The sequence below is a fragment of the Amycolatopsis sp. DSM 110486 genome, from assembly GCF_019468465.1.
Lineage (GTDB): Bacteria > Actinomycetota > Actinomycetes > Mycobacteriales > Pseudonocardiaceae > Amycolatopsis.
This window is the reverse complement of record NZ_CP080519.1, coordinates 1,581,244-1,598,481: the sequence shown is the minus strand read 5'-3', so window position 1 is coordinate 1,598,481 and position 17,238 is coordinate 1,581,244. Positions and strand designations below refer to the sequence as shown.

Below are 17,238 nucleotides of genomic sequence, written 5' to 3'. Positions count from 1 at the left end.
TGAGGAGCGGGCCATGGTGGGCGAGTCGCCGGACGTCGACGCCGACGAAGCGTTCCAGTTCGTGCTGTCGCTGCACCGGCTGCTGCGCGAGCTGCACCGGGCGGCGCCACCCGACAACCTCCCGCGCACGCAGCTACTGGTGCTCGCCAAGCTGGCCCGCTCCGGACCCCTGCGCATCGGGACGCTCGCCGAGGAGGTCGGCTGTTCCCAGCCCACGGCCACGAAGGTCGTGCACGCCATGGAGGAGGCCGGCTTCGTCGCGCGTGCGGCCGACGCCGGCGACAAGCGCGTGAGCTACGTGCACCTCACCCAGCTGGGCCGGCGCCGGCTGGGCGCGGTGGTGCGCGACGAGTCTCGGGTGCTCGTGGAGCGGTTCGGCGATCTCGAGCAGGACGAGGTCGAGCTGCTGCTCAAGGCGGGCGCGGTGCTGCGCCGGATGACCGACGGCGCGGAAACTGACATTCGACAAATTCCTCGCGGCCCGCAATAGTTATGAAGCCAACCAAAAGTAGGCGGGTACTCACCGGCGGTCGCCTTGTCTGGCAACCGCTCCCGCCGTGGCTGTGGTCGGCTTCATAACCAGCAGCACAGATGGAGACACAGCGGGTCTCGAGGAGGAGACGGTCGAATGTTCGCTGAACCCGACGTCGAACGCGAGGACCGGCCGGACGGGAGCGTCGTCTTCCGCTCCCGCGACCCGCTGGGTGCTTACCCGCGCAGCGTGGCCGCGATGCTGCGGGACTGGGCCGGAGTCGACCCCGGCTACCCGCTGGTGGCCGAGCGCGACGGCGACGGCTGGGCGACGCTGACCTACGGCGAGGTCCGCCGTCGCGCCGACGCGCTCGGGCAGGCGCTGCTCGACCGCGGTCTGGGGCCGGACCGGCCGGTGATGATCCTTTCCGGCAACTCCGTCGCGCACTTCGTGCTCACGCTCGGCGCGCTGACGGCGGGCGTGCCGGTGGCGCCGATCAGCGTCGCGTACTCCCTGCTCAGCAGCGACCACGCGCGGATCCGGGAGATCGCGAAGGTACTGAAGCCGGGGCTGGTGTTCGCCGAGGCCGGTGGTCCGTTCGCGAAGGCGCTCGCCGCCGTCGAGGCGCCCGGTGTTGATCGGCCCAGTGTTGTGCTGGCGCGCGAGGTCGACACTGTGCCGGGCGCGGAATCCCTCGACGACCTGCTGGCCACTTCGCCGGGCCCGGAGCTTGAAGCCGCGTACTCCGCGACGGGACCGGACACGCTAGCGAAGGTGCTCTTCACGTCGGGCTCGACCGGTTCGCCGAAGGGCGTGCTCAACACGCACCGGATGCTGTGCGCGAACCAGCAGTCGATCCGGCAGGCGTGGCCGTTCCTGGGCGAGGAGCGGCCTGTGCTCGTCGACTGGCTGCCGTGGAGCCACACCTTCGGCGGCAACCACAACGTGGACCTGGTGCTGCACAACGGCGGCACGCTCTACGTGGACGACGGCAAGCCGGCGCCGCAGCTGTTCGGCCGCAGCCTGGAGAACCTGCGTTCGGCGCAGCCCACGCTCTACTTCAACGTGCCCGCCGGCTACGCACAGCTCGTACCCGTGCTGGAGCAGGACCCCGACTTCGCGCGCGTGTTCTTCTCGCGGCTGCGGTTGCTGTTCAACGCGGCGGCCGCGTTGCCGGCGGCGTTGCGCACGCGGCTGGCGGACGCGGCCAGGGCAGCCGGCGTCGACGTGCCGCTGACGAGCTCGTGGGGCGCGACCGAGACGGCGCCCGCGGTGACGAGCGCGCACTTCCCGTTCGAGGACGCGCGGTGCATCGGCGTGCCGCTGCCGGGGCTCGAGGTCAAGCTCGCGCCCGTGGGCGAGGCGCGGGAGATCCGCGTGCGCGGCGCCTCCGTGACGCCCGGCTACCTGCACCGGCCCGACCTCACGGACGCGGCGTTCGACGAGGAAGGCTTCTACCGCACCGGCGACGCCGCCGTGCCGGCCTCGGCCGACCCGAACGCCGGGCTGCTGTTCGGTGGCCGCATCGCGGAGGACTTCAAGCTCGACACGGGCACGTTCGTCCGCGTCGGCGCGCTGCGCACGGCGCTGCTCTCGGCCGTGCCGCTGCTGTCCGACGCGGTGATCGCGGGGGAGAACCGCTCGTACGTCAGTGCGCTGGCCTGGCTCAACCAGGCCGAAGCGCGGGCGTTGTTCGCGGGTTCGCTCGATGCCTCGGACGGCTGTGTGGTCCACGCCGAGCTGCGCGCGCACGTCGGGAAGCTGCTGGCCGCGATGAACGCGGCGGCCGGGTCGGCGGGCCGAGTCGAGCGGCTCGTGGTGCTGGCCGAGCCGCCGGACCTCGACGCGGGCGAGATCACGGACAAGGGCTACCTCAACCAGCGCCGCGTGCTGGCCCGGCGGGTGGCGTTCGTCGAGCGTCTTTACGCTGGTGAACCGGACGCCGCGGTGATCGTCGCGGGCTGACCGCCCGGCAACCCGCGAGATCGCGCCGGCGTCTCGATCGGGCGACGCGGGCTGACCGCCCCTCACTGCTTGAGGCAACCCGCGAGATCGCGCCGGCGTCTCGATCGGGCGGTGCGATCGGCCCCCGGCCGATCCGACCGCCCGATCGAGACGCCGGCTCCTAGGCGATCTCGCACGCCCCGCCGGAGGCGGGGCAAACAATAGAGTGATACGTCAACAAATTGGGTAGACTCACTTCATGACGGACGCACGCTGGCTCGACGAGCGCGAGTTGCACGTCTGGAAGCTGTTCCACCTGCTCCAGCGGTCCTTGAACGGCGCCATCGACCGGCAGCTCGTGCGCGACGCGGGGCTTTCGGGCCCGGACTACACGCTGATGGTGCCGCTGTCCGAGGCGCCCGGCGACGTGCTGCGCATGCGCGACCTCGGGATGCAGATCAGGTGGGACCGCAGCCGGCTGTCGCACCACGTGAGCCGGATGGAGAAACGCGGCCTCGTCACGCGCGAAGACTGCTCGGACGACGCGCGCGGCGCCATGGTGCGCCTCACGCCGGCCGGGCGCGAAGCGATCGAGGCGGCCGCGCCCGAGCACGTGGAGACCGTGCGGCGGTACTTCTTCGAGCAGGTCAAACCCGACGAGCTCGAGGTGCTGGAACGCGTCTTCGACCGCATGGTCTCGCGCCTCAACGCGGACGACGAAGACGGCCCCTGTACGAGGTAAAGTCGGGTTCGTGGCCAAAACTCGCGAGAAGCTCAGCCGCGAAACGATCGTCGACGGCGCCCTCGCGCTCGCCGATCGCGAAGGCCTCGACGCGCTGACGATCCGCCGCCTCGCGCAGGACCACGGCGTCACGCCGATGGCCCTGTACTGGCACTTCAAGGACAAGCACGAGCTCGTGGCCGGCCTGGCCGAACGCCTGCTGGCGGACGTCTCGCTGCCGGACTCCGACGGGCCTTGGGACACGCGGCTGCGGGCCGCGCTCGTGGCGGTGCTGGCCGCCGTGCGCCCCCACCCCGCGGTCGCCGGCCTCGTCCCGCCGCGCATCCTCGAGTCCGACGCCGGCCTCACCGTGGCCGACCACGTGCTCGGCCTGCTGCGCAAAGCCGGCTTCACCGCCGAAGAAGCCGCGGAGCTCGGCGGCTACCTGCTGTGCGCCGGCGTCACCCTCGTGACGGCCGAGCCCGGCGCCACCGACGTCCACCCCGCGTCTTCGCGCGACGAAGCAGTGGAGCGCAAGCGGGTCGCGCTGGCCGCTTTGCCGCCCGAGCGCTTCCCGAACGTCGCGGCCGCCGCTGACGCGCTGGCCGTGTGCGGCGACGAGGACTCGTACTTCGAGCGAGGCGTCGACCTGCTGGTTTCGGGTGTTCGCGGCTTGCGCTGACGGTCGCCTCGACCCCTGCTGACGAGCGCGCACCACCCCCGTCAGCGCACCGTGCGGGCGTGGTCAGCGCCGGGCCGCAGTCTTGCGTCATCGAAACGCCGAACCCCGAGAAGGGACTCCAGCGATGACCAAGACCGTGCTCGTTTCCGGTGCCAGCGTGGCAGGGCCGTCGGCCGCCTTCTGGCTGCACCACCACGGCTACTCCGTGACCGTCGTCGAGGCGGCGCCGGCGCTGCGGCCCGGCGGCCAGGCCGTGGACTTCCGCGGCGAGCAGATGAAACTGATCGACGCGATGGGGCTCACCGAGGAGCTGCGCAAGTACGAGACCGCGATGGGCGACCAGCTGCTGCTGAACTCGGCGGGCAAGCCGATCGTGACCGTGCCCAGCTCGTTCGCCAGCGGCGAGCTCGAGATCCTGCGCGGCGACCTCGCCCGCATCCTCTACGACCGCACCGTGGACTACACCGAGTACGTCTTCGGCGACCGCGTCACGTCGCTGACCGAGACGGCCGACGGCGTCGAGGTGACCTTCCGCCACGGCGCGCCCCGCCGGTTCGACCTGGTGGTCGGCGCCGACGGCGTGCACTCGGGCGTGCGGACGGCCGCCTTCGGTGCGGAGTCGCGCTTTCGCAAGGACCTCGGCTACCACGTCGCCGGCTTCACCGCGCGGAACCACCTCGGACTGGACCACAGCGGCCTGATCTACAGCGAGCCGGGCCGCGGCGCGATGGTCTACAGCGGACGCGACTCCGAGACCGTGAACGTCGGCCTGTTCTTCCGCGGCGACCCGCGCGGCTACGGCCGCCCGGACCTCGAGCGGCAGAAGGAGATCGTGGCCGACGTCTTCGCCGGCGCGGGCTGGGAGCTGCCTCGGCTGCTGGGCGCGGTCGACGACGCTCCGGACCTGTACTTCGACACCATCGGCCAGATCAGCATGGACAAGTGGTCGAAGGGCCGTGTGGTGCTGCTCGGCGACGCCGCGTGGTGCGCCGGCCCCGGCGGCTCCGGCACGGGCCTGGCGATGATGGGCGCGCAGATCCTCGCCGGTGAGCTGGCGGCCGCGAACGGCGACCACGTGACCGCGTTCGAGAAGTACGAGCAGCGCCTGCGCAAGCCGGCGCACATCGGCCACAAGAACGGTGCCGGCTCGGGCGGGTTCCTCGTGCCGGAGAACGAGAAGAAGCTGCGCAGCCGCAACCGGATGTACCGCATGCTGACCGGCCCGGTGTTCGGGAAGGTGTTCGACTACATGAGCACCCGGGCGGCGAACGCGGTGCAGTACCAGGAGTACACCGGCAAGCTCGCGGGTTGAGAGGTGGCCTTGACGCGCACGTCAAGGTCTACCGTCGGACGCATGCGGATCGGCGAGCTCGCCCGGCGGGCGGGGACGACACCACGGGCGTTGCGCTTCTACGAGGCGCAGGGGCTGCTGCCGGCGGGGCGGTCGGCGAACGGGTACCGGGAGTACGACGAGAACGATCTACGGCTGGTCAGCGAGATCCAGACGCTGCGCACGGTCGGGTTCACCCTCGAAGACACCCGCCCGTTCGTCGACTGCCTGCGCACCGGCCACAAGTCCGGCGACGCCTGCCCGGCTTCGGTCGAGGTGTACCGGCGCAAGCTCGAGGAAGTCGAGAAGTGCCTGGCCGACCTCGGCGCCGTGCGGACCGCGTTGATGGACAAGCTCGCCGAGGCTTCGGCCCGGCACGACCCCTGTGTTGCCGAGGAGATCCGATGACCACCGATGCGACCTTCGCCGCCGACGTCCTCGACCACGACAAGCCGGTGCTCGTCGACTTCTGGGCCGAGTGGTGCCCGCCCTGCCGGATGATCGCGCCGATGCTGGCCGAGATCGCGGCGATGCGCGCGGATTCCCTGACGGTGCGCCAGATCGACAGCGACCTGAACCCCGAGACGGCGCGGAAGTACCAGGTCATGTCGCTGCCCACACTGATTCTGTTCCGCGGCGGCGAACCGGTGCACACCATCGTCGGAGCCCGCTCGAAGGCCCGGCTGCTCGCCGAGCTCGACAACGTTTTGGGAACGACTCCAGTCACCCTGTGAAAACCAGGCCGACCCGGTAAAAATAAGTGTGGACCACACCGGGGAGGCAACCGTGAACACCCTCGTGCGCTCGTTCCTCTTCCTCCGCCGAGCAATCGGGGTGCTCGGCCTCGCGCTGCCGTTCGTCGTGATCATCGGCAAGGAGCTGCTGCAAGGCGGCGGCCTGCAGGGTTCGCTGAGCGGCTACTACTACAGCGACCTGCGCGACGTCTTCGTCGGCACGATGTGCGCCATCGGCGTTTTCCTCGTCTCCTACCGGGGCTACGGGCGGATCGACGACATCGCCGGCAACGTCGCGGCGGTCGCCGCCATCGGCGTCGCGCTCTTCCCGACCAGCCCGGCCTCGCCGACGGGCACCGAGCGGGCTGTGGGAGTGGCGCACCTCGTGTTCGCCGCGATCTTCTTCCTCACGCTGGCGTTCTTCTGCTTCTTCCTGTTCACCAAGTCCGACGAGACGTCGCCGACCTCGCGCAAAGCCGTGCGCAACGTCGTCTACCGCGTGTGTGGCGGCGTGATGCTGGTGGCACTGGTGCTGATCGTGATCAACGGGCTCTTCTTCGACGCGGCCACGGCTTCACTGCACCCGACGGTGTGGCTGGAATCCCTCGCAGTGATCGCGTTCGGCGTCTCGTGGCTGGTGAAGGGCGACGCGCTGCTGGCCGACCTGCCGCACGACCGCAGCGAACTGGTCCAGGCCTGAGCCGCGGTCCACTTCGGACGAAAGTGGTTCAGTCCAGTCGGCCGTAGGCGGCCGAAACCTGCGTGAGCCACTCGACTTCCGCGGCGAAGGTCTTGGCGTCGTGGTCGCCGAAGCTGCCGTTGTCCTGGCTGTGTGCGGGGGTGACGCCGGAGTTCTTCGCCCGCAGCGCGTGCTTGATCTTCGTGGCCTCGATCAGGGCCTGGTCCGGCGCTTCGGCCGGGGAGGACTCGGCGCGGTCCATGTACGGCCGCAGCGCCCGCCAGCCGTCGCGGATCTCGATCACGCGGCGGTGCAGGCGGTAGTGCAGGTCGGACCACTGGCGGTCGGCACCGGACGGCGGCTCCAGCGCGATGCCCGGCGACGACTCGTACAGCGAGTGCCACAGCGGGTAGAGCGCGCGGTAGGAGCTGTAGTTCCGGCCCCACGCAAGGAGGTTCGACACGTGCCCGCCCCACGACGGCATGGTCAGCCCCAGCGACACGATCACGATGCCGAGCGCGCTGAACAGCGACGCCGCGATGGCCCACGGTCCGACCGACAGGCCGAACATGGGGCTCACGATGTTCACCGTGCGCGCGGCGCAGTAGAGGAACAGCACCACCGCGCCGACCGCGAGCATCCGCAAAGCGCGGCGCAGCCACGGTTTCGTGGTGCTTCGCGCGTATGGGATGCACTGGCGGTAGATCGTCACGCACGGCACCGCCTGCGAGACGATGAACAGCAGCAGGTAGACGAGGATGACCGGATTGCTGCTGCCGGTGCCGAACGCCGACGCCGGCGTGCCGGGGCGATTGCCGATGAAGAACAACGCTGTGAGCACCACGCACAGCACGACGCCGGCGATGATCCACGCCCGGATCGCGCGCCGCACCTCCGAGAGCGGGTTCGCCCACTGCATCAGCAGGATCTGCGCGCTGATGCAGTAGGCGACCGCCGAGAGGTGCAGCACGAGGATGGCCAGGTTCTGCACGCCGAAGAACGTGACGATGCTGAGCGACACCGCCCCCATCGTGAACGTGAGGCACTGCAGTACCAGCGTCACCATCATCGTCACGTACCCGATGTCACCCCAGCCGCGCCGGATCGACGCGAGCTTGTAGAGGAACGCGGCGTACGACGACACCGCGGACGACGCGAAGAGCACGATCTTCAGCGCGTTCACACCAGACCACCCCAGTTGTGTTCTGTATCGATTGTTACTAATCCGACCACAGTCACGGCCGAATGGCTTCGTAGCAACGGTTACGCGCCGCGTGGGGGGTCGGCCTGCTTTTGGCCGGATTAGTAACTCGAGATTCAGGCGTTCACGGCCTCGCGCCGGCTTCCTTCGAGCGGCACGGCCAGGCCGACGGCTTCCGCCGCCACGGCCACCGCGTAGTCGAAGAAGGCCGACTGGTCGGCGACGCTGTCGTGCGTACGGCTGAACACCTGGAACACCAGCAGGCCGATCAGGTTGCTCCACAGCACGATCCCGCGTTCGAGCAGATCGCCGTACGGAGCCTCGGGCTGTCCGCCGAAGAGCGCGACGGCCTCGGCGGTCACAAGCGTCGGACCGGGCAGCGGCCGGCTCGGCGGCGTGAGGGATCCCGCCGCCAGCGCGGAACGCAGCACCGCGGCGAGCGCCGCGGGCGTGCGCGAAGCCGGGCCCACGGTGGTCTCCGGTGCCGCGTAGCCGGGCACGGGCGAGCCGTAGAGCAAGGCGAACTCGGCCGGGTTCGCGAGCGACCATTCGCGCAATGCGCGGGTGACGGCCAGCAGGCGCGCGCCGGGATCCGTTTCCCGCTCGCCGGGATCGGCCTGTTCCATGGCCCCGCCGGAGGCGTTGTAAGCGTCGATGATCAATGCGGTCAGGAGATCGTCACGATCTCCGAAAAACGGTTGCACCTCGGCCACGGTCACGCCGCTTTCGACGGCCACCGTCTGCAGCGTCAGACCGGTCGCACCGGTCTCGGCGAGCTGACGGCGAGCCGTGTCCTTGACGAGCCGGGGGAGATCTTCAGAAGACATAGGCATCCTTGTCGGAACTGTCCATGATCGGCGACCTTACACCAACGCCAGTCGGCCGCCTAGGGTCCGAAAAGCGGCTCCGGCCACAGTGAAGACTTGAGTGAAGACCACTGAGAAGTCCCTGTGAATCCGATTAATCGCGAGTCATTTCACGAGGGTGTCGTGAGGCATCCGAGAGGTTTACGGACAACTGTCCGAAGAAGTTCGCGGTGAACCCGAAGTTACGGATACCTGAAAAGCCAATCCCGCTCACCGGGCTGACTATGGTGTGGCGCATGAGTCTTCACGTGGTGATCGGGTTCGGCCCGGCGGGGGCGGCGACGGCGAGGCTGCTCGCCGAACGGGGCGAGCGGGTGAAGGTGATCGGCAGGTCGCCGCGACCGGAGGAAGCGGGGATCGAGCACGTGGTGCTCGACGCCACCGACAGCGCCGCACTGACCGCCGCAGCTGAGGGTGCTGACGCGATTTACCAGTGCGCGAGCCCGCCTTATCACCGGTGGACGCGCGACTGGCCGCCGCTGGCCGCCGCCACCGCCGCGGCGGCCGAGGCGACCGGCGCCGTCCTCGTGGCGCTCGGGAACCTGTACGCCTACGGGCCCGTCGAAGGTCCGATCACCGAGGACCTGCCGCTCGAAGCGACGGGCCCCAAGGGCCGCGTGCGCGTGCAGCTGTGGAAGCAGCTGCACGATCTGCACGAGCAGGGCCGGATTCGCGCCGCCGAGGTGCGGGCGTCGGACTTCTTCGGCCCCGGCGTGACCGACGGTGGGCACCTGGGCGCGCGAGTGGTGCCGGCGGTGCTGAAGGGACGCAAGGTTCAGGTGATGGGCGACCCGGACGCGCCGCACAGCTGGACCTACATCCCCGACGTGGCGCGCACGCTGGTGCGCGTTGCCGCGGAGGAAAAGGCGTGGGGTCGCGCGTGGCACGTGCCGACGCTGCCGGCGCGTTCGTCGCGCGTGATGGTCGGCGTGCTGTGCGAAGCAGCGAGTGTGCCGCCGGTCGGCGTACAACGGCTTCCGGCGCCGCTGCTGCGGATGGCGGCCGCGTTTTCGCCTTTGCTGCGAGAACTGCAGGAGGTTCGCTACCAGTTCGACCGCCCGTTCGTGGTGGATTCCCGTGCGTTCACGGAATTCTCAGGCGAGGAAGCCACCCCGCTCGGCGAGCAGGCGGCGGCGACGGTGAGCTGGTGGCGTGATCGGTCGGCTACCGTGGGTTGACCTGCGGTCGGGGATTTTCGCACGAATTCCGGGACGCTCTTGAAAATCCGATCGCCACGGGGCAATCTCTCACCTACTGGGTGGGCGATCGGCGCGAGGAAGTTCTGTCATGGCGTCTTGGGGATCTGCTGCGCAAGAAATCGGAAATCGACCGGACATCGCTATTGTCGGCATCGGGTGCCGTTTTCCCGGTGCGCGGAACGTGAACGAGTACTGGGATCTGCTCAGTGAGCCGAAGCCTCAGTTCAGGACCGTCCCGGATTCGAGGTGGTGCCGGGACTCGTTCTACAACGACGATTTCCGGGACACCTCGGCCGCGTACTCCGACAAGATGGCGCTGCTCGACGACGTCGGCGACTTCGACGCCGGGCACTACGGCATCCCGCCGCGCCGCGCGAAATCACTCGACCCGCAGCACCGGCTGCTGGTCGACCTCACGCGCGAAGCGCTGCAGGACGCCGGCTGGGAGGCCGGCGGCTTCGAGCGCGAAGACACGTCGGTGATCATGTCGCTGTCCGAGAGCGGCTACCGCGAGATGAGCACGCTTCACATTCGCCTGCGCCAGTTCGCGGGCGGCGAGTTCGGCCGCTCGGCGGGCGCCGAGCTGGCGGAGGCGGGCTCGGCCGTCGGTGGTCTGCACGCCACGGCCATGGCCGGGCTGCTGCTCAACATGGGCCCGAGCTCGATCAGCTCCGTGTTCGACCTGCACGGCGAAAGCTACGCGCTCGATGCAGCCTGCTCCGGCGGCCTCACGGCGGTGGCCAACGCGGTGTTCGCGCTGCGGGCGGGCCGCTGCCGCATCGCCGTGGCCGGTGGTGCGCAGCTGGTGCTCACGCCGGACCTGCTGGTGGGTTTGTGCCGCATCGGTGCGGTTTCCCGCACCGGCGAGTGCCGGCCGTTCGACAGCCGGGCCGACGGGTTCGTGCTGGGTGAAGGTGCCGGCGTGCTCGTGCTGCGCCCGCTGGCCGACGCGCAGGCCGCCGGCGACCGGATCTACGCGGTGATCCGCGGCGTCGGGCTGTCCAACGACGGCACGGTCAAGGGCGGCATGATGCCGCAGGAGTCGGGCCAGCTGCTGGCGTTGCGCCGCGCGTACCGCGACGCCGACGTGGAGCCTGGCTCCGTCGGGTACCTGGAAGCGCACGGCACGGCGACGTCGGTGGGCGACGACGTGGAGATCAACGCGCTGGGCGAGCTGCGTCGCGACGCGACCACTCCCGCGTACCTCGGCGCCGCGAAGTCCGTGGTGGGGCATTCGCTCGGGACCGCGGGGATCGCCGGGCTGATCAAGTCGGTGTTGTCGGTCCACAAGGGACAGATCCTGCCGCAGCCGGACTTCGAGCCGGCCGGGCACCTGGCGCTCGACGAGGCCGGTCTGCGGGTGGCCGGGGAGGTGACGCCGTGGACTGCCGACGGTCCGCGCCGCGCGGGGGTGAGCGCGTTCGGCTTCGGTGGGACGAACGTGCACGTGGTGCTCGAGGAATCCCCTGCGGTGCCAACGGTTTCTGTTGATGGTCCGCAGTTGCTGCTGCTGACCGCGCGCGACCGGGCGGGCTTGGCCCGGCACGCGCGTGAGGTCGCGGAGGTGCTCTCGCGCGATCCGCTGCCGCTGGCCGCGGTGGCGTCCACTTTGGCGCGTCGCGCGTTGTTCGCCGAACGGCTCGCCGTGGTGGCCGACGATGCCGGCGACGCGGTGTCGAAGCTGGTGGCGGCGTCCGTCGCACTGGAATCCGGGACGGCGGGGGAGCTGGCGCCGGCGACGTACGCGGGGGTCGTGGCGCCGGGCGCCGAGGTGCCCGCGCCGGAACTGCCGCTGCTGGAGCTGGCCGCGCTGGCCGTGACCGGCGCCGGGCTGCGGCCCGCGATCGGCCGGACGCCGCCGTGCACGCTGCCGCCGAGCCCGCTCAGCCCGCGTCACCACTGGGTCGTCGACGAGGCGAAGCGGGTGAAGGCGCAGTCGTTGCCGCCGCTGAGTGCTGTCTCGTCCGCGGAACCCGTTGAGCCACAGGGACTTCCGTCGTCGCGGGACGTGCTGGCCGTGGTGCTGGAGGAGGTCGCGCGCACGAGTGCGTTCCCGGTCGGTGACCTGTGCGCCGGGCACGCGTTGATCGACGATCTCGGGTTCGACTCCCTCATGCTGACGGAGCTGGAAGCCAACCTCCGCAAGCGCTTCCCCGGGCAGCGCTTCGAGATCGAGCAGGAGCGCGGTGTCACGGCCGGTGCGGTGGCGGGGCTCATCACGCCCGCCGTGCCGGTGCCCGTGCCACTGCCTTCGGAGACCGTCGCGTTCGACCCCGCCACGGCGTCGATCGACGACTTCCCCGAGGCCGCGGCGATCGACGCGCGGCTGCGGGAGTTCTCGGACCTCGGCGTGCCGAACCCGTACTTCCGCAAGCACCAAGGTCTCCTGACCAGCACGACGACCGTCGGCGGCCGGCAGTACCTGTCGTTCTCCAGCTACAACTACCTGGGTCTCTCCGGCCACCCGGCCGTGACGGCCGCGGTGCACGACGCCGTGGAACGCTATGGCACCTCGGTGTCCGGCAGCCGCCTCCTCGCGGGCGACCGCGACCTCACGCGTGGGCTGGAGACGGAGCTGGCGACGTTCCTCGGCACGGACGACTGCCTCGCGCTGGTGAGCGGCCACGCCACCAACGTCAGCGCCATCGGCCACCTCGTCGGCCCCGGCGACCTCATCGTGCACGACTCGCTCGCGCACGACAGCATCCTGCAGGGCTGCACCCTCTCCGGAGCGACGCGCCGCCCGTTCCCGCACAACGACGTCGCGCAGCTCGAAGACATCCTGCGCCGCACGCGCGCTCGGTTCCGCCGCGTGCTCATCGTGGTCGAGGGCGCCTACAGCATGGACGGCGACCTCGCCGACCTACCGGGCCTGATCGAGGTCAAGAAGCGCTACGGCGCCTTGCTGATGGTCGACGAGGCCCACAGCATCGGCACGGTCGGCGCCACGGGCGCCGGCGTCGGCGAACACTTCGGCGTCGAGCGATCCGAGGTCGACCTCTGGATGGGCACGCTGTCCAAGTCCCTGGCCGGCTGCGGCGGCTACCTGGCCGGCTCGTCGCGAACGGTCCAGTGGCTGCGGTATTCATTGCCGGGCTTCGTCTACAGCGTCGGCCTCACGCCCGCCAGCGCCGCCGCTTCCCTGGCCGCCCTGCGCGTCCTGCGCGCAGAACCCTCGCGGCTGGCTCGCCTCCGCGAAAACTCCGCGTCTTTCTTGAGGCTGGCCCAGGCCGCCGGCTTGCCCACCGGCTCCGCCTCCGCGACGCCCATCGTCCCCTGCGTCATCGGCGACTCCACCACGACCCTCCGCCTGGCCAGCACCCTCTACGACCGCGGCATCATCGTCGACCCGATCCTCCACCCGGCCGTCGACGAATCCCAGACCCGCCTGCGCTTCTTCCTCACCAGCGACCACGAGGCGGCGCAGCTGGAATACACGACGACAACGGTGGCCACGGAACTCGCCCGGCTGCGGGAGAAGTGAGCTCTACAGCAGCATCCGCTCGATCCGGTCGATCGGCTTCTCCTCCGCCGCCGGGACCTTCGCGGCCGGGGCGGGAGCCGGCACCACGCCCATCCGCTCGGACAGCAGGTACGCGATGATCTCCGCCTCCTGCTCCTGCGCGTCGTCGTAGGTGGCGCGCATCAGCATGTCGCGGACGATGTCCGGGTCGAGGTTGGGGAAGAGGGACCGGGCGCTCTCGTCGTCGAGCAGGCCCGAGCCGCGGTGGCAGCAGATGATGTGACCGAGCTCGTGCAAGATGATGTGCTCCTGGTGTGCGCCGGTGGTGTTGGCGTCGAAGAAGATGAGGTCTTCTTGTTGCGCCGCAACCCACATGCCGCACGGGTGGGAGGCCGGCATGGGCATCGGCACGAGCGTGATCGGCCGTTCGCGGATGGTGCCCAGCCGTTCGCACAGAGTCGGGAGGTCGCAGCCCTTCGGCAGATCCAGCTCGGCGATCCGCCGGGCGCCCTCTTCGCGCATCCGCTTGAGCTGGTCGCGACGCTCCTCCGCCATGCTCAGCCCGCCGCTTCGTCGCTGACCGGCGGCAGGCCCTGCATCTGGCGGTACTGGTCCATGATCGTGGTGATCGCCTGCAGGTTCTCCTCGCGCATCCCCGCCGCGCGCATCGCGACCGCGCGCACGCCCGCCTGCCGCATCGCCTCGATGGCGGCCAGCTCGCTCAGCACGTCGCCCGCCACCTTCTCGTCGAAGAAGTACGCGACGGACACCCCGAAGAACTTCGCCAGCGCCGCCAACAGCTCCTGCGACGGGTTGGTGCGCTTGCCCGACCGCAGCTGCGACAGGTACACCGAGCCGACCTTCAGCTCCGGCGACACGCGCTTGAGCTCGGTCACGACCTCGGCGTTCGTCCAGTGCTTGCCCTGCGGGCGCACCGTGCGGAACAGATCGTCGAGCCTGGAGGCCAACGTCGGCCGAGTGTCATCACTCGAGTCACTGGACATGTCCGCCCCCTCCGGTCAGCGACTGATTGCTCTCAGCTAGGTCGACTATCCCAGATTAGCTGACAGTTGACAATCAGGGCTCCCCTACACAAGACTGTGAGCAGTGCGAGTTAGCTGTTAGTTAACTCGCCAACACAGGCTTAGCGGTAGGCGTTGCACTGCCGCGGGGCGGCGCTGGGGGTGTCGCTCCGCCGGTCCGCCGGCCGGGGCCCGGAGGCAGCCGGCTTCAGCGAACTGCCTCCGGGCCGGCGAGCTGTGCCCATTCGTCGGCCCAGCGGATCGCTCGCCGGTGGTCGAGCACGCGCCGGGCGATCCAGAACGCGCCGGCCAGCAGGCCGATCGCGCAGAGCCACGTGAAGGTGCCCACGAGCACGCCGTTGGTCACCGCGTCGGCGTGGGTGAGCGGGGCGGTGGTCTGCTTGCCGTTGTCGTCCAGCCAGATCGGCGCCTGCGAACCGGGGTTGCCGGCGCCCGCGGGCACCGTCACGACGCCGGTCTGCGGCGAGCCGTTCGGCAGCTGCCAGTTGGCGGTTACTCGAGAGCTGTGGGCGATCGGGGCGCTGTCGCCCATCGACGCCGTCTTCGGCGCGGGCGCGAGCACGGTCGCGGTGACTTGGTGGCGCGCGTGCAGCTGCGCGTCCGACGCCGCGGTCTCGTGGGAGACGTCGGCATTGCCGAGCAGTACCACGAGCGGGAGCGCCAAGATCGCGATCAGCGCGGCCAGGCCGGCGAGGAGACCCTCGATCCGGTCGGAGCGCCGCACGAGCGGATTCCGCGCGAATCCCAGTCGTCGTAGGAAACGGGTGAAGAGAAGAGGTGGTCTGCCAGCCCGAGCCTTGTTCCGCATGGGCTCCATGGTCCTCGTACACGCCCGCGCGCGCTGTGTCCAGCACAACGTTTTCTTTGATTTTCCTGGGAAAACGGTGTGTTCCTCAGCACGCTCAAGGTCTTCACCCCACTTGTGGGTGAACGCCGTCACTTCACGTCGTGATCGACTTGCCCGATGCTCGCCACGCGTTGAATGCGGAGCCCGGAAACCTGCGTCAGTCCACGAGCCGGACGGTCGCCGTACCGCTGTATGACTTGCGTCGCGTGATGCCGTGCTCCGCCACGATGCTCAGCTGGATCGACCGGTCGGACGGGGCCCAGTAACCGGTGCGCACGAAGTACCCGTCCATCGTGCAGAGGCGGTTGGCGGTCTTGCGCGAGCTGATCGTCTCCCAGCCCCAGTGCCGGCCGCTGGCTTCCACGCCGTTGCGCCGGACGTAGAGGCGCGGGTTGCCGACCTCGCGGCAGTACTCGGCGCCTTCCGCGATGTAGAGCACGCCGTCGACCTTGTAGAAGCGGCTGCCGTCGAGCAGGCTCACGTGACCCGACAGCGTGACGTTCACACGGCCGCCGTCGTTTCCCTCCATCTCCCAGTCGACGCAGAATTCCTTCGCCGGAGCTTCGATCGACTGGGTCATGACCGCGTCCCCTTCGTGCACTGTTTCGAGAAGATTAGATTAGAAGATAGAGAAGAATCACGAGGTCGGAAGGTTTCGGGAACGGTTTTCACCCGATAAGGCTCACGGCGCGACAGATTGTGTTCCACGCATGAATTGCCGGCATTTTTCAGCGCACTGGGTGATGGCGCACACGGGAAGTGAAATCGGATTACCCAGAACCGGTCATGTCCCACCGTTCGACTGGGCGGTGTGGGTCTCGGTCGGGGCCGGCCGTGTCGGTAGCGTGAGCACGACTATGACGTCCGTCATAGTGAGTCGATCAGGAAAACCGTGCTACCCATGGGCCATGACAGCTGTCATAGTGACCGTCGAGCCGGCGACCGCCGGTGCCGTGGAGGGACTCGTGCGAGCGTGCTCGCCGGAGAGCCTCGCGTGGCGCTTCACGTTGCCCGTGCGCCCGGCGCCCGACTGGGTCCTGGTGCGCTACCGCGCGTTCCTGCTCGCCGGCGCGGCCCTCGTCGCCAAGGTCGACGACGCTGCGGTCGGCTTGGTCAACCTCGTGCCGGAAGGCGAGCGCCGGGCCGAGCTCGCGGTGCTCGTGGCCGACGCCTGGCACCGCCGCGGCATCGCGAGCGCGCTCGTGCGCAGCCTGACCGAGGACGTCCGATGGGCGGGCTGGACGCTGCACGCCACCGTCCAGGTCGGCAACGCGCCGGCCGAGGGCCTGCTGCGCGCACACGGCTTCCGCCCGGTCGCGACATTCGAGCGGGGCGAGAAGGAGTTCGAACGGGTCGTGCCGACTAGCATGACCAGCGTCATGAAGGAGGTTGTCGGTGGCGGAGTCGGAGAGGCCGGCGCGGGACCGGATGGTGTTCAGCGCCGCGCAGCTGCTGCGGACGCAGGGCGTCGGCGGTACGGGCCTGCGGGACGTGGTGACCCACGCGAACGCACCGCGGGGGTCGCTGCAGCACTACTTCCCCGGGGGTAAGGAGCAGCTCGTCGCCGAAGCGGTCGCCTGGGCCGGCAGGTACGCCGCGCGCCGCGTGCGCCGCAACGCCGAATCGCTGGAAGACGCGACGCCGGGCAACCTCTTCGCCGCGATGGTCGCGCCGTGGCGCGCCGAATTCGCCGATCAGGGATTCGGGAACGGCTGCCCGATCGTCGCCACGGTCGCCGATTCCGCCGCGATGAGCGAAAAGCTGCGGGAGAGTACGGCCGGCGCATTCGCCGAATGGCGTAAACCGCTCGTGGAAGCACTGGAGCAGATGGGCGTATCTCCCACGCGCGCGGCTTCGCTGGCCGTGCTGATGATCAGCTCGCTCGAAGGCGCGATCGTGCTCGCGCGCGCCGAGCAAGACGTCGCCCCGCTCGACTCGATCGTCGAGGAGCTGCGGCCGCTGCTTGACGGCGCCGTGGACAAGCGCCGCCGCAAGCTCGCCTGATGCGTTGTCGGTTACCAATCCGACCACAGTCACGGCGGGAACGGTTGCTGGAC

The 17,238-nt window shown here is 69.7% G+C and carries 18 protein-coding genes; 12 read left to right on the top strand and 6 right to left on the bottom strand.

Annotation, left to right across the window (positions count from 1 at the left end):
* Positions 1-13: 13 nt before the first annotated feature.
* The 8 genes from K1T34_RS07630 (at position 14) to K1T34_RS07595 (ending at position 6,583) form a co-directional block, all read left to right on the top strand.
* Positions 14-490, top strand: a complete 477-nt coding sequence (locus tag K1T34_RS07630; protein ID WP_220243582.1) for a MarR family winged helix-turn-helix transcriptional regulator — start codon at positions 14-16, stop codon at positions 488-490.
* A gap of 138 nt (positions 491-628) precedes the next feature.
* Positions 629-2,437, top strand: a complete 1,809-nt coding sequence (locus tag K1T34_RS07625; protein WP_220243581.1) for a feruloyl-CoA synthase — start codon at positions 629-631, stop codon at positions 2,435-2,437.
* A 238-nt stretch (positions 2,438-2,675) separates the two neighbouring features.
* Complete coding sequence (locus tag K1T34_RS07620; protein ID WP_220243580.1) at positions 2,676-3,158, top strand: MarR family winged helix-turn-helix transcriptional regulator; 483 nt, start codon at positions 2,676-2,678, stop codon at positions 3,156-3,158.
* Between the two features lie 10 nt (positions 3,159-3,168).
* Positions 3,169-3,819, top strand: a complete 651-nt coding sequence (locus tag K1T34_RS07615; protein ID WP_220243579.1) for a TetR/AcrR family transcriptional regulator C-terminal domain-containing protein — start codon at positions 3,169-3,171, stop codon at positions 3,817-3,819.
* Positions 3,820-3,943: 124 nt separating this feature from the next.
* The gene (locus tag K1T34_RS07610; protein ID WP_220243578.1) at positions 3,944-5,131 is read left to right on the top strand and encodes an FAD-dependent monooxygenase; all 1,188 of its coding nucleotides are present in this window, start codon (positions 3,944-3,946) and stop codon (positions 5,129-5,131) included.
* A gap of 42 nt (positions 5,132-5,173) precedes the next feature.
* On the top strand, positions 5,174-5,557 hold the full coding sequence (locus tag K1T34_RS07605; protein WP_220243577.1) for a MerR family transcriptional regulator: 384 nt from the start codon (positions 5,174-5,176) through the stop codon (positions 5,555-5,557).
* Positions 5,554-5,883: a thioredoxin gene (gene trxA / locus K1T34_RS07600; protein WP_220243576.1), complete on the top strand. Its 330-nt coding sequence runs from the start codon at positions 5,554-5,556 to the stop codon at positions 5,881-5,883. Before K1T34_RS07605 ends, trxA begins: the two co-directional genes overlap by 4 nt.
* A gap of 52 nt (positions 5,884-5,935) precedes the next feature.
* Positions 5,936-6,583 carry a DUF998 domain-containing protein gene (locus tag K1T34_RS07595; protein WP_220243575.1) on the top strand — a complete coding sequence of 216 codons (648 nt, stop codon included), beginning with the start codon at positions 5,936-5,938 and terminating at the stop codon, positions 6,581-6,583.
* Positions 6,584-6,611: 28 nt separating this feature from the next.
* Here K1T34_RS07595 and K1T34_RS07590 read toward each other — a convergent pair whose 3' ends face one another.
* Both K1T34_RS07590 and K1T34_RS07585 read right to left on the bottom strand, forming a co-directional pair.
* On the bottom strand, positions 6,612-7,745 hold the full coding sequence (locus K1T34_RS07590) for an MAB_1171c family putative transporter (RefSeq protein ID WP_220243574.1): 1,134 nt from the start codon (positions 7,743-7,745) through the stop codon (positions 6,612-6,614).
* Between the two features lie 134 nt (positions 7,746-7,879).
* A complete protein-coding gene (locus K1T34_RS07585; protein ID WP_220243573.1) occupies positions 7,880-8,590 on the bottom strand; it encodes a TetR/AcrR family transcriptional regulator in 711 nt (236 codons plus the stop codon).
* A gap of 275 nt (positions 8,591-8,865) precedes the next feature.
* On the opposite strand from K1T34_RS07585, the gene K1T34_RS07580 reads away from it, so the two are divergent.
* Together K1T34_RS07580 and K1T34_RS07575 are read left to right on the top strand one after the other, a co-directional pair.
* Complete coding sequence (locus K1T34_RS07580; protein WP_220243572.1) at positions 8,866-9,807, top strand: NAD-dependent epimerase/dehydratase family protein; 942 nt, start codon at positions 8,866-8,868, stop codon at positions 9,805-9,807.
* Between the two features lie 109 nt (positions 9,808-9,916).
* A complete protein-coding gene (locus K1T34_RS07575) occupies positions 9,917-13,312 on the top strand; it encodes an aminotransferase class I/II-fold pyridoxal phosphate-dependent enzyme (RefSeq protein WP_220243571.1) in 3,396 nt (1,131 codons plus the stop codon).
* Positions 13,313-13,315: 3 nt separating this feature from the next.
* Here the strand turns inward: K1T34_RS07575 and K1T34_RS07570 are convergent, their stop codons facing one another.
* The 4 genes from K1T34_RS07570 to K1T34_RS07555 all read right to left on the bottom strand — a co-directional run bounded on the left by K1T34_RS07570 (position 13,316) and on the right by K1T34_RS07555 (position 15,761).
* Positions 13,316-13,846, bottom strand: coding sequence for a toxin (locus tag K1T34_RS07570; protein ID WP_220243570.1), 531 nt, complete (start codon positions 13,844-13,846; stop codon positions 13,316-13,318).
* Between the two features lie 2 nt (positions 13,847-13,848).
* The gene (locus tag K1T34_RS07565; protein ID WP_220243569.1) at positions 13,849-14,295 is read right to left on the bottom strand and encodes a helix-turn-helix transcriptional regulator; all 447 of its coding nucleotides are present in this window, start codon (positions 14,293-14,295) and stop codon (positions 13,849-13,851) included.
* A 226-nt stretch (positions 14,296-14,521) separates the two neighbouring features.
* Positions 14,522-15,058: a hypothetical protein gene (locus tag K1T34_RS07560; RefSeq protein ID WP_255638383.1), complete on the bottom strand. Its 537-nt coding sequence runs from the start codon at positions 15,056-15,058 to the stop codon at positions 14,522-14,524.
* 280 nt (positions 15,059-15,338) lie between these two features.
* Positions 15,339-15,761 (bottom strand): hypothetical protein, encoded by a 423-nt coding sequence (locus tag K1T34_RS07555; RefSeq protein WP_220243567.1) that lies wholly within the window; start codon positions 15,759-15,761, stop codon positions 15,339-15,341.
* 328 nt (positions 15,762-16,089) lie between these two features.
* Here K1T34_RS07555 and K1T34_RS07550 point away from each other — a divergent pair, with 328 nt between their 5' ends.
* Positions 16,090-16,731, top strand: coding sequence for a GNAT family N-acetyltransferase (locus tag K1T34_RS07550; protein WP_220243566.1), 642 nt, complete (start codon positions 16,090-16,092; stop codon positions 16,729-16,731).
* A complete protein-coding gene (locus tag K1T34_RS07545; protein ID WP_370643805.1) occupies positions 16,613-17,185 on the top strand; it encodes a TetR/AcrR family transcriptional regulator in 573 nt (190 codons plus the stop codon). The genes K1T34_RS07550 and K1T34_RS07545 overlap by 119 nt, the downstream gene beginning before the upstream one ends.
* Positions 17,186-17,238: the final 53 nt, after the last annotated feature.

Bases quoted from the DNA above. Each gene is read 5' to 3' on its own strand.
- K1T34_RS07630 (WP_220243582.1), top strand. From the start codon at position 14: ATGGTGGGCGAGTCGCCGGACGTCGACGCCGACGAAGCGTTCCAGTTC.
- K1T34_RS07625 (WP_220243581.1), top strand. From the start codon at position 629: ATGTTCGCTGAACCCGACGTCGAACGCGAGGACCGGCCGGACGGGAGC.
- K1T34_RS07620 (WP_220243580.1), top strand. From the start codon at position 2,676: ATGACGGACGCACGCTGGCTCGACGAGCGCGAGTTGCACGTCTGGAAG.
- K1T34_RS07610 (WP_220243578.1), top strand. From the start codon at position 3,944: ATGACCAAGACCGTGCTCGTTTCCGGTGCCAGCGTGGCAGGGCCGTCG.
- K1T34_RS07605 (WP_220243577.1), top strand. From the start codon at position 5,174: ATGCGGATCGGCGAGCTCGCCCGGCGGGCGGGGACGACACCACGGGCG.
- trxA (WP_220243576.1), top strand. From the start codon at position 5,554: ATGACCACCGATGCGACCTTCGCCGCCGACGTCCTCGACCACGACAAG.
- K1T34_RS07585 (WP_220243573.1), bottom strand. From the start codon at position 8,590: ATGTCTTCTGAAGATCTCCCCCGGCTCGTCAAGGACACGGCTCGCCGT.
- K1T34_RS07580 (WP_220243572.1), top strand. From the start codon at position 8,866: ATGAGTCTTCACGTGGTGATCGGGTTCGGCCCGGCGGGGGCGGCGACG.
- K1T34_RS07575 (WP_220243571.1), top strand. From the start codon at position 9,917: ATGGCGTCTTGGGGATCTGCTGCGCAAGAAATCGGAAATCGACCGGAC.
- K1T34_RS07570 (WP_220243570.1), bottom strand. From the start codon at position 13,846: ATGGCGGAGGAGCGTCGCGACCAGCTCAAGCGGATGCGCGAAGAGGGC.
- K1T34_RS07565 (WP_220243569.1), bottom strand. From the start codon at position 14,295: ATGTCCAGTGACTCGAGTGATGACACTCGGCCGACGTTGGCCTCCAGG.
- K1T34_RS07555 (WP_220243567.1), bottom strand. From the start codon at position 15,761: ATGACCCAGTCGATCGAAGCTCCGGCGAAGGAATTCTGCGTCGACTGG.
- K1T34_RS07550 (WP_220243566.1), top strand. From the start codon at position 16,090: ATGACAGCTGTCATAGTGACCGTCGAGCCGGCGACCGCCGGTGCCGTG.